Source organism: Pseudomonas typographi (assembly GCF_014694385.1).
Classification (GTDB): domain Bacteria; phylum Pseudomonadota; class Gammaproteobacteria; order Pseudomonadales; family Pseudomonadaceae; genus Aquipseudomonas; species Aquipseudomonas typographi.
The window spans coordinates 45,640-59,720 of record NZ_JAAOCA010000036.1; the positions used below are offsets into that span (position 1 = coordinate 45,640).

Genomic DNA, 14,081 nt, shown 5'->3' on the forward strand with positions numbered 1-14,081 from the left:
TGCGGCAGTGCGGCCTGGTACTGCAGCGCCTGTACCCCAAAAACAGGAATTTGATATGAACGTATTGATCATCGGCAATGGCGGGCGTGAACACGCCCTGGCCTGGAAAGTAGCGCAAGATCCGCGCATCGAGAAAGTCTTCGTGGCCCCCGGCAACGCCGGCACCGCCACCGAAGCCAAGTGCGAGAACGTGCCCATCGATGTACTGGCCCTTGAGCAATTGGCCGATTTTGCCGAGCAGAACGTACAACTGACCATCGTCGGCCCCGAAGCGCCATTGGTGGCAGGCGTAGTAGACCGGTTCCGCGCGCGCGGCCTGGACTGCTTCGGCCCGACTGCCGGTGCCGCTCAACTCGAAGGCTCCAAGGCGTTCAGCAAAGACTTCCTGGCCCGCCACGCCATCCCGACGGCGGCTTACCAGAACTTTACCGAGGTCGAACCGGCCTTGGCTTACTTGCGTGAACGCGGCGCGCCAATCGTGATCAAGGCCGACGGCCTCGCTGCGGGCAAGGGCGTGATCGTGGCCATGACCCTGGCCGAAGCCGAAGCCGCCGTGCGCGATATGCTTGCCGGCAATGCCTTCGGCGACGCGGGTTCGCGGGTGGTGATCGAAGAGTTTCTCGAAGGCGAAGAAGCCAGTTTTATCGTCATGGTCGACGGCGACAACGTGCTGCCCATGGCCACCAGCCAGGACCACAAGCGTGTAGGCGATGCCGATACCGGCCCGAACACCGGTGGCATGGGCGCGTACTCACCGGCCCCGGTGGTGACCGAGGCGGTTCACCAGCGGGTAATGCAGCAGGTGATCATGCCGACGGTTCGCGGCATGGCCAGCGAAGGCAACACCTACACGGGCTTCTTGTACGCCGGCCTGATGATCGACAGCGCCGGCAACCCCAAGGTGATCGAGTTCAACTGCCGCTTCGGCGACCCCGAAACCCAACCGGTGATGCTGCGTTTGCAGTCGAGCCTGGTGTTGCTGGTCGAAGCGGCGCTGGCCAAGGCGCTGAACAAGGTTGAAGCGCAGTGGGACCCGCGCCCGAGCCTGGGCGTGGTATTGGCCGCTGGCGGCTACCCCGGTGACTACGCCAAAGGCGACGCCATCGCGGGCCTGGCCGAGGCCGCTACGCTCGGCGGCAAGGTGTTCCATGCCGGCACCGCCCTGCAAGGCGGCCAGGTCGTGACCGCCGGGGGCCGCGTACTGTGTGCCACGGCCCTGGGCGACACGGTGTTGCAGGCCCAGCAGCAGGCTTACGCGTTGGCCGCACGAATTGGCTGGAACGGTGCGTTCTATCGCAAGGACATCGGCTATCGGGCCATCGCCCGCGAGCAAGGCCTGGGCTAACCCCCTGCGCCATTGGGCGGGAAAGCCCCTGTTCAGGGGGGCTTTTCAGCTCGGTCGAGCACTTAGCACAGCCGGCATGGTTATACTCACGCAGTGAACCGGCCGTTCGTTCAGGCATGGGGTAGTAGTGCTGTCGTTGCCCAGTTCTGGTTCAGGATATTCAGCCTATCATCAGACAAGGATTTCGCCGTGCACCGGCTCAGGATCGCCCTGCTACTCCTTATCGGCCTCTCGTGCCTTATCGGCCTGCCGCCGGCACAGGCCGACGCAGGCAACGGCTGGGCGGCGCTGGTCGATGATCAGGGCACGCTGCAACTGAACGACGTGCGCGCTGGCCGCTACCAGAACCAGTTCGCCCCGCTGGCGTTGCGCCAACTCGACGCCGCGCCGCCGCAAAGCGCTTTATGGTTGCACTACCGCCTGGCACCCAGCCGCCACGAACAATTGCTGCGCCTGTTCGCACCCGACCTGTCGCGCCTGGACCTCTATGTGCTCGACGGCGAACAACTGTTGCAGCATCGGCAAAGCGGCTACAGCAGCCCGGACGACCATCCCACACCCCGCACCGGCGACATCTTGCTCGCCCTGCCCCAGGCGCCGGCGCCCCTGGATGTTTACCTGCGCCTGGTGTCCGAGCACCAGGTGCGCCCCAGCCTAGCGCTAGAGAACGCCATCGATGCCGCCGCCGACCAACACCAACCGCTGCTGTTCGGCCTGCTGGTGGGCGCCATGGCGATGCTGATTTTGCACAACCTCAGCCGCTACGCTTACAGCCGCTCGGCCAGCAGCTTGTGGCTGGCGGCTTGCCAAGCGTTGGTGCTGGCCAGCGCCATGGTGTTGATGAACCTCGGCCTGCCCGGTGCCATCCCGTGGAGCCCGGCGCGTACGCCAGTCGCGTACCTCTGCATGCTGGCGGCGTCGGTGTGCGGTTTGCTGTTCACCGTTCGGTTTTTCAGCCTGCGCCGCCAGCCACGGCTGAACCGCCTGCTGCTGGGCATGGTGTTGCTCATCGCCCTGTGCAGCCTGTTGTTGCTGTTCGTCAACACCCTGCCGATGAACCTGGTCACCTATGTGTTGGTCGCGCTCACGTGCCTGTGCATGCTCGCCAGTGCTTGCCTCAACGCCCACACGCATTACCTGCCGGGCAAGGTCTTCGCGCTGGCCATGGCGCTGGCCAGCGCGGCGTTCGTGATTGTGATGCCAGCGCTGCTGGGGCTGACCCGCACGCCGGCGCAATGGCTGATCGTCGGGCTGCTCGGCTGCGCCGTGGCGGCCGGCTTCCTGCTCAATTTTGCCTTGACCATCCGCCTGCGGCACATCAGTGAAGAACGCTATAGCGTAGGGCGCGAGCTGGCCGCCAGCACGGCCGAAACCAACGCCAAGGCCGAATTCCTGGCCAAGCTCAGCCACGAAATCCGCACCCCCATGAACGGCGTGCTGGGCATGACCGAACTGCTGCTGGGTACGCCGCTGTCGGTGAAACAGCGCGATTATGTGCAAACGATCCACAGCGCGGGCAACGAGCTGCTCACGCTGATCAATGAGATCCTGGATATTTCCAAGATCGAATCCGGGCAGATCGAACTGGACGACGTGCAGTTCGACCTCAATGCCCTGATTGACGACTGCCTGAACATCTTCCGTGGCAAGGCCGAGCAACAAGACGTCGAGTTGATCAGCTTCACCCAGCCGCAGGTGCCACGGGTGATCAGCGGCGACCCCACGCGGCTGCGCCAGGCCCTGCTGGCGATGCTCGACAATGCCCTCAAGCGCACCGACCAAGGCGAAGTACTGATCGCCGTGGCCCTGGACCAACGCAGCGGGCCGCCACGGCTGCGCATCGCCGTGCAAGACAGCGGCACGCCCCTGTCGGAGCCGGAACGCGAGGCCATGCTGCACACCCAATTGCGCAGCCAGGATCTGCTCGCCAGCGATAAACCCAGCGCGCACCACCTGGGGTTGTTGATCGCTCGCCAGTTGGTCGCGCTGATGAACGGCGAGTTCGGCATCAAGGGGGGCTCGCACCAAGGCAGCACCTTTTGGCTAACGCTGCCACTGGACCCCTTGCGCATGGAGCATGGCATCGCCGACCTCGACAGCCCGCTCAAAGATGCCCGCGTGCTGGTGGTGGACGACAACGACACCTGCCGTAAGGTGCTGGTGCAGCAGTGCAGCGCCTGGGGCATGAGCGTCAGCGCGGCGTCCTCGGGCAAGGAGGCGCTCGCCCTGCTGCGCACCAAGGCGCATTTGCGCGACTATTTCGACGTGGTGCTGCTGGACCAAAACATGCCAGGGATGACCGGCATGCAACTGGCTGCAAAAATCAAGGAAGACCCCAGCCTGAGCCACGACATTCTGGTGATCATGCTCACCGGCATCAGCAATGCCCCAAGCAAGGTGATCGCGCGCAACTCAGGGGTCAAGCGCATCCTCGCCAAGCCCGTGGCCGGGTATACCCTCAAGGCTACTCTGGCCGACGAACTGGGCCAGCGCAGTGAGGGGGCGATCCCCGCACCCGCACCGCTCGGGCGCGGCGAACAAGAGCCCGCTGAAGCCGGGTTGCCTCACGACTTTCGCATTTTGGTGGCCGAAGACAACTCGATTTCAACCAAGGTGATCCGCGGCATGCTCGGCAAGCTTAACCTCTCGCCAGACACCGCCAGCAATGGCGAGCAAGCCCTGCGGGCGATGAAGGCGCAGCGTTACGACTTGGTGCTGATGGACTGCGAGATGCCCGTTCTCGACGGCTTCAGCGCCACCCAGCAACTGCGCGCCTGGGAGCTGGGCAACCAGCGCCCGCGCACCCCGATCGTGGCGCTGACCGCCCATATCTTAAGCGAACACAAGGAACGTGCGCGCCAGGCCGGGATGGATGGCCACATGGCCAAACCGGTGGAGCTTTCGCAACTTAGGGAATTGGTCGAGCATTGGGTGGCACAACGAGACAGGCGGCCCGACACCGAGGCCGCCCAGCCCTGAGCCTCAGAGCAAGGCCAGGTAGTCACCGCGAAGCTTCTCGAAACGCTTGGCGATAGCGGGCATGTGGGCGCGCTGGAAGCTGCCCACATCAAAGCGCGCCAAGCCAATATGCACCGTGATCAGCGGTGCGCTGGTGGCCCCGAACAGCGTGTTGCCCGTGGCGTGCAGGTCCAGTTCCTCGTGGTAGACCAGCAGGTCGAGCAAGCGCGCCCCGGCGGCGCCCCGCCGGGCCGTGCACGGCAGCAACTGGTACATACCGTGATGATGCTCGCGCGCGTAGTGCTCGAGCAGCGCCGTGCCCTGCGGGCTGCCCTTGAGCTTATCGAGCCCGCGCGCAGCTAATTCGCCAAAGCGCAGGCCCTGGGCGGCGACTTGCTTGCAGGCATGGTCGGTGATCGATACCCGGCGGGTGTCCGGTGCATAAACGTGGGAAGGTGGCTGGGCATCCCAGCCTAGAAAGCGCAGTTGCCGGCGGTAGTAGTCGTACCACTGGCCACCTTGTTCCTTGTACAGGTCCTGGGTGGCCCGATAGGCGAAGCGTACCGCAAGGCTTACCGCCTTACGTTGCGCCGGCTCGATGTCGTCGTCGAAGATCAGCACGCTGGCCCCGATAACGCTTGTGAACGCACTGTCCATGTGTGTTAAACCCCCTTGGCAGAAAGGCCTTGCTCCAAGTGCTGTGGTGTTAGATGAGGTTCAGGTAATTGGCGAGTTTCTCAAGCTTTACCCCGCTGAGCTTTTCAGCGATTTGCGTGCGGCCTTCACCCAACTCATCGGTGGCGATGTTCAGCACCATCGACCCCACATAGTTTTCAGCGCTGGTACTCTCCCAATTGAAGATCAGCAGGTCTTTAGGGGCCGAACTGCTACGCACATCCAGCACGGCAATCGCCATATACACCGTGTGTTCATCGAGCTTGGCGCACGTGGTCACGCTGACCTGACCACCGGCTTTGGTCAGGGTGTTGTCTTGGAACAGCTTGTAGGCCGCTTGGTCCTTGGGCAGCGCCTCGATGGCTTGCTTGGCCAGGCTCTTGAATATGTCCACGGCCGCCAGTTGGCTGACCACGCCTGAAACCGCTACATCCAGCAAGCCGTCAATCACATTGTCCAGCGTGAGGGCGCGGTTGCTTTCGCTGCTGCGGTCGAATTGAAAGTGCTGCGATACCCAGCCCAGGTCGCTGAGCACGTTCGCGTATTGCTTGTACCAGCCTTCGAGTTGCGTTTGTTTGTCGTAGCTCTTGTTCGCCACTTGGTTGGCAAGGCGCAGCAGGTTGCGTGCATCGGCGATTTCCTGCGCGGTCAGCCCGGCGCCGAAGGCGACGATGCCGTTATCCAGTACGCTGGCGCTGACAAGGTGGGGGGTTGCGGTCATATCTGGCGCTCCTCAGTGGTTGAAAGCGGCCCGATAACCGAGCCTCCGCCACTGTAGGGCTTACAACGGGTGCAAATGAGCCGTGAAAGGTTTCACTGGTGCGGCGCCTGCGGGTACCAGCGCGGGGTATAGACCCACGGCGGGCCTTCGACGCGGGCGATGCAGCGCGTGGTCGACGAGCCGACCAGCACCATCGTGCGCATGTCGACCATGTCTGGGGTCAACTCACCCAGGCTGACCACCCGCAGGCGCTGGCCGGGCCGCGCCACATCGCGCCCCAGCACCACCGGCGTAGCCGGCGCCCGGTGCTGGCGCACGATTTCGAGTGCGCGCCCCAGCTGCCAAGGCCGGGAGCGGGATATGGGGTTGTAGAACGCCATGGCCAGATCTGCCTCGCAGGCCAAGTGCAGGCGCTTTTCGATCATCGCCCAGGGTTTCAGGTTGTCCGAGAGCGACAGCACGCAGAAGTCGTGCCCCAAGGGCGCCCCCGCCCATGCGGCAGTGGCCAGCGAAGCGGAGATGCCCGGCAATACCTGAAGATCGACCCGATGCCAGGCGGCCTCGCCGCTTTCCAGTGCCTCCAGCACTGCGCTGGCCATGGCGAACACACCGGGGTCACCCGATGACACCACGACCACCGAGCGCCCTTGCGCGGCCAGCTCGAAGGCATGGCGGGCACGCTGCAGTTCTTCCCGGTTGTCGGTGCAATGCAGCACCTGGTCGTCGCGGAACGGGCCGGCCATGCGCACGTAGGTTTCGTAGCCCAGCACATCCTGTGCATGCGCAAGCTCGGCACGTACCGCTGGGGCGAGCAAGGCGGCGGCTCCCGGCCCCAGCCCCACCACCGCCAGGCGGCCGCGGCGCTGGCCAAGGCTATCGGGGTCGATGGGCGCCGGGTAAACCCGCAGCGCTACCCCTTCGCTCGCATGCCCCGGCAGGGCTGGGTTGAAACGCAGCGGCAGCGCCAGCGCGTTCGCCAGCGCATGCAGCGCGCCATCGGCCATGGCCTCGGGCGCAGCCAACACGCAGCCCAGCGCCGCCGGCGCAATGCCTTCCCGTTCGAGCAATGCCCGCACCTTCGGCGCCAAGTCAGCAGCGGTGTGATGAACGGCCAGCACCACCGAGCGTGGATGAATAAGCAGCTCATGCGCCGCTGCCGGCCGCGCGTGCGGGCTGACATGGATCGCCAACCGCGCATCGGCGGCCTTGCTCAACGGGGCATCCGAGAGCCAGGGCGCGGGCCCCTCGATGCGCACCGCTGCGCCACCGAGCAGGTCAGCCACGAAGCGCTTGCCTTGGTCGAGGTCTGCCAGTACGTAACCTTCAGGTGGGTCTAGCAAGCACTGGCCAAAGCGTAGCTCGCCACTGGTGGTGATGGCCGGCGCCACCGCCAGGTGCGCGGCGATGCAGCGGGCCATGTGGTTGACGCCACCCAGGCCACCGAGCAATGGCACCACGGCGCTGCCGTCTTCAGCCAGCGCCAACACCGGTGGCTCGGCGGTTTTCGCCAGTAGCTCGGGGGCCAGGGTGCGGATCACGATGCCAGCGGCGCACAAGGCGATGATCGGCGTGTTTTCCCGGTACAACTGGCGCAGCGTGTCGCCAAAATGCTCATAGGTTTCGCCCGCACCGTGCACGCGGGTGGCCAGGCCCAGCAGGCGTGCCTGCGGGTACAGCGCGCGTAGCCGCTGCGCGGTGGCCAGGCCGCCTTGGCCGAGCAGTACGATAGCCGGTGGCAGCTCACTCATCCTTGCCACCGCTGCCCTGGCACCACGATCAACGAAAAGTATGGCGAAGACTGGGGGTCCACCTGTGCCAGCGGCACAACCTTCTGGTTGGCCATGGTCGCCCGCTCCACGTACAACGCCCGGCCATCGAGCCCCAGTTGCTGGAGCACCGCATACACCTTGGGGAAATTGCGCCCGAGCTTCATCACCACCGCCGCGTCGGCATCGGCCAGCCGGCGCTTAAGCTCGTCGTGGGGCAGCACGCCAGACAGCACCGCCAGCGACTGGTTGCGATACACCAGCGGCGCCCCCAATACCGAGGCCCCACCGAGCATCGAACAGACGCCGGGCACTACCTCGGTGCCGTAGCGGCTGGCCAGGCGGTCGTGCAGGTACATGTACGAGCCATAAAAGAACGGGTCGCCTTCGCAGATCACCGCCACGTCGCGGCCGGCGTCCAGGTGTGTCGCCACCTCCAGCGCGGCACTGTCGTAGAAGTCGCTGATCACTTGCTCATAGGCGAGCGGCGGCGGTAGCACCTCGGTGGTCACCGGGTACACCAACGGCAACAACTGCTGCGCCGGTTGCAAGTGCTGTTCGATAATGCCGAACGCGTTGCCCTTTTTGCCCTTGGCCACGAAGTACCCCACCACCGGCGCCTCGCGCAGCAAGCGCAACGCCTTGAGGGTCAGCAGCTCAGGGTCGCCGGGGCCCACGCCCAGGCCGAACAATCGCCCGCGCAGGGTCATCATTCCACCTCCGAAGCCAGCGCGTTCACCGCCGCGGCGGCCATGGCGCTGCCGCCACGGCGGCCCTGCACCACCACGAATGGCACCCCGCGGCTATCGGCAGCGAGCATCGCCTTGGATTCGGCAGCGCCAATGAAGCCCACCGGGAAGCCCAGGATCAGCGCCGGCTTGGGCGCACCGGCGTCGAGCATTTCCAACAAGTAGAACAACGCCGTCGGGGCATTGCCGATCACCACCACACTGCCTTGCAGGTGCTCGCGCCACAGCTCCAGCGCCACCGCCGAGCGGGTGTTGCCTTTAGCCTGGGCCAGCGCTGGTACACGCTCATCCCTGAGCGTACAGACCACCGCATTGGCCGCTGGCAGGCGCGCACGGGTGATGCCCGCGGCCACCATGTGGGCATCGCACAAGATCGGCGCACCGCGCAGCAGGGCCTGGCGCCCGGCGCGCCCGGCACCTTCGCTGAAGGCCAGGTCATCGACCACATCGACCATGCCACAAGCATGGATAACCCGCACGGCAAGCTGTTCGAGGTCCGCCGGGATCCGCTCCAGCCGAGCCTCCGCGCGGATGGTGGCGAAGGAGTTGCGATAGATCTGTTGCCCATCGCGGATGTAGTCGATCATCAGGTGTCGCTCCGTGGGAGGCCATTCAACAGGCTGGCCGCCGCTTGCAAAGTCAGCTCGCGAGCGCGCAGCCGGCCCAGGCCAGGTTGCGCGGCATCGCGAATAAAAAGGTCGTAGCGGCCCGGCGCCACTGCCAGCAAGGTGAACGGCGCGACGTGCGCCGCCGCGCAGGCGCGCGGGCAGCCAGACAAATGCACCGGCCGTGGCGGCGCCAACAACATGGCGAGGCGGCGGGCATCGGCCTTGGTATCGGCCTGGCCCTTGGCACAGCCGCTGGCGCCACTGCAAGCCAGCATCGCGGCCAGCGGCGCCTCGGCATCCACCAGCAGGCCGAGGGTGCGCAGTTCCGCCTGCACGCGATCGGCATGGGCCTGGGCAATGCCGGGGATCAGCAGGCCCTGCCACGGGGTTAGGTGTAACGCGCCGCAGCCCCAGCGGCGGCACAGTTGCGCCAGGGCGTGTAACTGCGCCGCGTGAAAACGCCCCAGCTCGAACTGCGCACACACCGCCACCGTGCCGGCCTGCGCTTGCGGATACACCCCCAAACGCCCGCCGCTGGCGCCGCGCGGGCCGCTGTGGGTGACCCGCCGCAGGCCAAGGGGTGCGAGAAACGCCTCCAGCCCTATCGCATCGAGCAATGGGCGCATGCGTGTGTGGTCGCTGCCCGCCAGTGCCAGGAAGCGCCCAAGCACCGCCGCCACCCCAGCCAACGCCTCACCCAAGGGCAGCGCCACGACCATGGTGCCCTGCGCAGGGCTGCTCGCCAGGCCCACCCCCCAGTGCCATTGGCCGCCCAGCAGTAGCGGCGAAAGCCATACATCATGGGGGTGGTCGAGGCAGGCCAGGGCTTCGCCGCCGTCCAACTGCAAGGCGAATTTGGCCGAGAGCGCGTGGTAACGCGTGTCCCCTTCGAGCAACCGCAATAACTGCGCTGCCAATGGCCTTGCATCCAGGGCCTGTTGCGGGTCTATCCCGGCCAGCGGGCTGAGCATTAGGTTGCGCACATCATCGCCACCCGGGTGCGCGGGGCCCAAGCCCGCCTGCAGCAACGCCTGCTGCAGCACGCCCGCTTCGGCACCCACCCCGCGCACCTGCACATTGGCGCGGTTGGTGGCCTCTAGCACGCCACTGGCATAGCGCTGGGCAGCCGCTGCCAAGGCGCTGGCTTGGCCAGCACCCAGCACGCCGCCAGGCAGCTTGATGCGGCAGATACCACCGTCCAATGCCTGGACGATGCGCAGCAGGCCAGGGCAGGCCGAAGGGCGAACAGGGCGGGAAGGCACGGGCACGTTCAAGGAAAGGTCCGTAAATGGCAGAAGGCGCGATATTATGCCTGCTTTGCCGGGCCGCTTGAAAACGCGACCGGTCGGAATCGCACTGCATGAGGAATATTCATGTCGGCATGGCTGACAATCGTGGGCATCGGCGAAGACGGTTACAGCGGCTTGGGCAAGCTTGCCCGGCGTGCCCTGCTGGGCGCCCTGCGCGTGTACGGCAGCGACCGCCAACTGGCGCTATTGCCCCGCTGCATCAGCGGCGAACGCCTGGCCTGGCCCAGCCCGTTCAGCCTGGCGCCGGTGCTGGCCGCCCGCGGCGAGCCGGTGTGCGTGTTGGCCAGCGGCGACCCAATGTTGCATGGGGTGGGCGCAAGCCTGGCGCGTGCGTTGCCCATCGGCGAAATGGCCATCCTCCCCGCCCCCTCTTCCTGCTCGCTGGCCGCGGCCCGGCTGGGCTGGCCACTGGCCGAGTGCAGCATCGTGTCGCTGGTGGCCAAGCCCTTGCAACGGCTGAGTGCCGAACTCTACAGCGGCCAACGCCTGTTATTGCTGAGCAATGACGAACATACGCCCGGGCAGGTGGCCGAGTTGCTCTGCGAACGGGGTTTCGGCGCCAGCGAAATGACCGTGTTCGAACACCTCGGCGGCCCGGCCGAACGGCGCCAGCATGGGCAGGCACAGCATTGGCCAGCGGTGCCGGCGGCGCGGCTTAACCTGGTTGCCGTGGAGTGCCGCGCGGTGGCCGGGGCCATGCGCCTGGCACGGCTACCGGGTTTACCGGATGCCGCCTTTCACCATGACGGCCAGATCACCAAGCGCGATGTACGGGCCATTACCCTGGCGCGCCTGGCGCCACAACCCGGCGAGTTACTCTGGGATGTGGGTGCCGGCGCGGGCTCGGTGGGCATCGAATGGATGCGCAGCCACCCGGCTTGCCGCGCCATCGCCATCGAAGCCAACCCCATGCGCCAAGGCTATATCGTGCATAACCGCGAGGTACTGGGCGTGCCCGGCCTGCAATTGGTCACAGGCCACGCGCCGCAGGCGCTCGCTGGCCTGCCAGCGCCGGATGCGGTGTTCATCGGCGGTGGCGTGACCGTGCCGGGCATGCTCGAAACCTGCTGGCGGCTGCTCAAGCCCGGCGGCCGCCTAGTGGCCAACGCCGTCACCGTGCAGAGCGAAATGGCCCTGGTGGCGTGGCGCGACCGCCACGGCGGCGAGTTGGCCCGCCTGCAACTGGCCCACGCACACCCGCTGGGCAGTTTCGACACCTGGCGCCAGGCGCTGCCGGTCACACTGCTCGAACAGGTCAAGCCGGGCGATGCGTGAAGAAAGCCCCGAACAACCCGCACCGCTGCGCAGCGGGCTGACCACCGGCAGTTGCGCCACCGCCACCAGCCTGGCGGCAGCGCGGCTGTTACTGGGCGGTACGGTGCAACGGGCGGTTTTGATCACCTTGCCCAAGGGCAAGCAGGTGTCGCTGGCCCTGCAATTTTGCCGGCCCGTCGCCGGCGGTGCCGAAGCCGGCACCCTCAAGGATGCCGGCGATGATCCCGACGTGACCCACGGCGCCCTGGTCTACAGCCAAGTGCGCCTGCATGCCGCGCCCGGCGTGCGCTTTGTCGCCGGCCCCGGCGTGGGCACGGTGACCCGCCCGGGCCTGGTGCTGGCGGTCGGCGAGCCTGCGATCAACCCGGTGCCACGCAAGATGATCAGCGAACACCTCGCCGCCCTGGCCCAGCAGCACCAGTATGCGGGCGGTTTCGAAGTAACCGTGTGCGTCGAGGGCGGCGAAGCCTTGGCCCTGAAGACCATGAACCCGCGCCTGGGCATCCTCGGTGGGCTGTCGATCCTCGGCACCAGTGGCATTGTTCGGCCGTTTTCCTGCGCAGCCTACATCGCCTCCATTCACCAGGGTATCGATGTAGCCAAGGCCAATGGTTACGAACACCTTGCCGCCTGCACCGGCAACGCCAGCGAGGAAGCCATGCGCACGCATTACCAACTGCCGAACATTGCCCTGATCGAAATGGGCGATTTCGTCGGCGCGGTGCTCAAGCACCTGCGCAAGGTGCCCGTCGCCCGGTTGAGCCTGTGCGGCGGGTTCGGCAAGGTCAGCAAGCTGGCCGCCGGCCACATGGACCTGCACAGCCGCCATTCGAGCATCGACCTGCCGCAATTGGCCGAATGGGCCGGGGCGCTGGGCGCCAGCGCCAGCCTGCGCGCGGCCATGCTGCAGGCCAATACCAGCCAGCAGGCATTGGCCCTGGCGCATGCCGAGGGCATGGCCCTGGGCGATGCCGTATGCGCCCACGCGCAAGCCTTCGCCCGCTCGGTGCTGCCGGCCCAGGTGCAAGTTGAAGTGTTCGCCATCGACCGCCAGGGTGGCTTCGTAGGCCATGCGGGGTTTGCCCCATGACTCGGGTGCTGGTACTGGGCGGCACCACCGAAGGGTTGGCCATTGCCCGGGAATTGGGGCCGGAACAGGTCTACAGCCTCGCCGGCATTGGCCGGGTACCGGCCGACCTGCGCTGCACCGTGCGCGTAGGTGGTTACGGCGGTGCGGACGGCCTAGCGGCGTTCCTGCGCGCGCAGGGCATCGGCCTGCTGGTGGATGCCACCCACCCTTATGCCGCGCGCATCAGCCATAACGCCGCGCTCGCGGCGCAGGCCTGCGGCATTGCCTGCTGGGCCGTGCGCCGCCCGGCCTGGCAGCCGCAGGCCGGGGACGATTGGCGCGAGGTCGCCGATTGGCCCGCGCTCATCCACGCGCTGCAGGGCTTTGAGCGCCCGTTGTTTACCTTGGGGCGTGAACCGTTGCGACACCTGGGCAGCATCCCACCGCAGCAGTTCTGGACGCTGCGCGCGCTGCAGGCCTGCCCGGGCAACGCGCGTTGCGAGGTGATCGCCGCCCGCGGGCCGTTCACCCTCGAAGGTGAACGGGCTTTGTTTCAACGGCGCGGCATCGATGTGCTGGTGAGCAAGAACAGCGGCAGCGAAGCCACCGAACCCAAGTTGCAGGTGGCACGCGAACGCGGCCTACCGGTATTGCTGTTACGCCGGCCGGTGCTGCCGCCAGCCGAGCGCACGTTCACCGGTGCCGGCAGCCTGTTGCAGGCATTGAGACAATTTGCGCCAAACTGCTTTTTTACTTCCCTAGGCGGTTCTGGCTAAATACCGGGCACCCCTCCCTTGGAACGCCTCGATGAACCCTTTGCCACGGTTGGCCCTTTGTTTTTCGATGCTTGCCTTCGCCTGCGCGGCCCAAGCGCAGGATTACACCCTGGGCGCGCTGACCATCGGCCAACCTTGGTCCCAGGCCTTGCCACCCAATGCACCCACGGTGGCGGCCTACTTCACCCTGGCCAATGCCGGCGCCGAAGACGACGTGCTGCTCGGGGTAGATTCGCCCATTGCCGGGCAAGCGCAAATGCACCAGCACATCGGCCAAGACGGCATGATGAAAATGCAACGCGTGACCAGCGTTCTGCTGCCGGCGGCGGGGCAGGTGAACTTCGCGCCCATGGCCTACCACGTGATGCTGCTCGACCTGGGCGAGCGCAGCGCGTTGCAGCCGGGGCAGCATTTCCCGCTGACGCTGCGCTTCCAGCGCAGTGGCGATATCACCGTAAACGTCGACGTGCTCACTGACGCTCCCGCCCAAGGGCAAATGCACGGCGGCTGATGAAACACCCACGCCCCACCCCGCCCCGCCGCTGGGTAAACCGCGGCCGTTGGCTCGGCCTGTTCGCCGTGCTGATGTTGTTCATCGGCCCGCTGGCTTCGCAGTCCATGCCAATGGACCCAGTCCAGCGAATGGCGAACATGAGCATGGCCACCCATGGCCATGGCTGCGATGGCGATGCCGGCAAGGACCAGGCGCCGAACGGGCTGCACCCGCTGTGGGAACGCTGTGGCTATTGCAGCCTGTTCTTTCATTGCCCGGCATTGCCCCAGGCCCTGAGCTTCACCGGTGCCACCACCCTGCCCGCCGCCCCCGCGC

13 protein-coding genes are annotated in these 14,081 nt (G+C 66.3%); 7 read left to right on the forward strand and 6 right to left on the reverse strand.

All coding sequences use genetic code 11. The annotated features are described in order from the left end of the window. The first annotated feature begins 55 nt into the window (after positions 1–55). Complete coding sequence (gene purD / locus HAQ05_RS22805; RefSeq protein WP_190424897.1) at positions 56–1,345, forward strand: phosphoribosylamine--glycine ligase; 1,290 nt, start codon at positions 56–58, stop codon at positions 1,343–1,345. Positions 1,346–1,534: 189 nt separating this feature from the next. Then, a complete protein-coding gene (locus HAQ05_RS22810) occupies positions 1,535–4,324 on the forward strand; it encodes a response regulator (RefSeq protein WP_190424900.1) in 2,790 nt (929 codons plus the stop codon). A 3-nt stretch (positions 4,325–4,327) separates the two neighbouring features. Here HAQ05_RS22810 and HAQ05_RS22815 read toward each other — a convergent pair whose 3' ends face one another. The 6 genes from HAQ05_RS22815 to cobG form a co-directional block, all read right to left on the reverse strand. After that, a complete protein-coding gene (locus HAQ05_RS22815; protein WP_190424903.1) occupies positions 4,328–4,960 on the reverse strand; it encodes a hypothetical protein in 633 nt (210 codons plus the stop codon). 49 nt (positions 4,961–5,009) lie between these two features. After that, a complete protein-coding gene (locus tag HAQ05_RS22820; protein WP_190424929.1) occupies positions 5,010–5,699 on the reverse strand; it encodes a hypothetical protein in 690 nt (229 codons plus the stop codon). A gap of 92 nt (positions 5,700–5,791) precedes the next feature. Next, the gene (gene cobJ / locus HAQ05_RS22825) at positions 5,792–7,447 is read right to left on the reverse strand and encodes a precorrin-3B C(17)-methyltransferase (protein WP_190424931.1); all 1,656 of its coding nucleotides are present in this window, start codon (positions 7,445–7,447) and stop codon (positions 5,792–5,794) included. Further along, on the reverse strand, positions 7,444–8,178 hold the full coding sequence (locus HAQ05_RS22830) for a precorrin-2 C(20)-methyltransferase (RefSeq protein WP_190424934.1): 735 nt from the start codon (positions 8,176–8,178) through the stop codon (positions 7,444–7,446). Before HAQ05_RS22830 ends, cobJ begins: the two co-directional genes overlap by 4 nt. Next, a complete protein-coding gene (locus tag HAQ05_RS22835) occupies positions 8,175–8,801 on the reverse strand; it encodes a precorrin-8X methylmutase (protein WP_190424937.1) in 627 nt (208 codons plus the stop codon). Before HAQ05_RS22835 ends, HAQ05_RS22830 begins: the two co-directional genes overlap by 4 nt. Beyond that, complete coding sequence (cobG, locus tag HAQ05_RS22840) at positions 8,801–10,096, reverse strand: precorrin-3B synthase (RefSeq protein WP_238936570.1); 1,296 nt, start codon at positions 10,094–10,096, stop codon at positions 8,801–8,803. Before cobG ends, HAQ05_RS22835 begins: the two co-directional genes overlap by 1 nt. A gap of 99 nt (positions 10,097–10,195) precedes the next feature. Between cobG and cbiE the strand changes: the two genes are divergently transcribed. The 5 genes from cbiE to HAQ05_RS22865 all read left to right on the forward strand — a co-directional run. Next, positions 10,196–11,407: a precorrin-6y C5,15-methyltransferase (decarboxylating) subunit CbiE gene (cbiE, locus tag HAQ05_RS22845; protein WP_190424940.1), complete on the forward strand. Its 1,212-nt coding sequence runs from the start codon at positions 10,196–10,198 to the stop codon at positions 11,405–11,407. Continuing rightward, positions 11,400–12,497: a cobalt-precorrin-5B (C(1))-methyltransferase gene (locus HAQ05_RS22850; protein ID WP_190424942.1), complete on the forward strand. Its 1,098-nt coding sequence runs from the start codon at positions 11,400–11,402 to the stop codon at positions 12,495–12,497. The genes cbiE and HAQ05_RS22850 overlap by 8 nt, the downstream gene beginning before the upstream one ends. After that, complete coding sequence (locus HAQ05_RS22855; RefSeq protein WP_190424944.1) at positions 12,494–13,252, forward strand: cobalt-precorrin-6A reductase; 759 nt, start codon at positions 12,494–12,496, stop codon at positions 13,250–13,252. Before HAQ05_RS22850 ends, HAQ05_RS22855 begins: the two co-directional genes overlap by 4 nt. A 31-nt stretch (positions 13,253–13,283) precedes the next feature. After that, entirely contained in the window at positions 13,284–13,763 is a 480-nt protein-coding gene (locus HAQ05_RS22860; RefSeq protein ID WP_190424946.1) for a copper chaperone PCu(A)C, read from the forward strand. Then, positions 13,763–14,081: DUF2946 domain-containing protein (locus tag HAQ05_RS22865; protein WP_190424948.1), on the forward strand; the 319-nt coding region annotated here is incomplete at its 3' end. The genes HAQ05_RS22860 and HAQ05_RS22865, both read left to right, overlap by 1 nt.

Coding starts and splice junctions, on each gene's coding strand:
- HAQ05_RS22830 (WP_190424934.1), bottom strand. CDS start 8,178: ATGATGACCCTGCGCGGGCGATTGTTCGGCCTGGGCGTGGGCCCCGGC.
- HAQ05_RS22820 (WP_190424929.1), bottom strand. CDS start 5,699: ATGACCGCAACCCCCCACCTTGTCAGCGCCAGCGTACTGGATAACGGC.
- HAQ05_RS22835 (WP_190424937.1), bottom strand. CDS start 8,801: ATGATCGACTACATCCGCGATGGGCAACAGATCTATCGCAACTCCTTC.
- HAQ05_RS22815 (WP_190424903.1), bottom strand. CDS start 4,960: ATGGACAGTGCGTTCACAAGCGTTATCGGGGCCAGCGTGCTGATCTTC.
- HAQ05_RS22860 (WP_190424946.1), top strand. CDS start 13,284: ATGAACCCTTTGCCACGGTTGGCCCTTTGTTTTTCGATGCTTGCCTTC.
- cobJ (WP_190424931.1), bottom strand. CDS start 7,447: ATGAGTGAGCTGCCACCGGCTATCGTACTGCTCGGCCAAGGCGGCCTG.
- purD (WP_190424897.1), top strand. CDS start 56: ATGAACGTATTGATCATCGGCAATGGCGGGCGTGAACACGCCCTGGCC.
- cbiE (WP_190424940.1), top strand. CDS start 10,196: ATGTCGGCATGGCTGACAATCGTGGGCATCGGCGAAGACGGTTACAGC.
- HAQ05_RS22855 (WP_190424944.1), top strand. CDS start 12,494: ATGACTCGGGTGCTGGTACTGGGCGGCACCACCGAAGGGTTGGCCATT.
- HAQ05_RS22850 (WP_190424942.1), top strand. CDS start 11,400: ATGCGTGAAGAAAGCCCCGAACAACCCGCACCGCTGCGCAGCGGGCTG.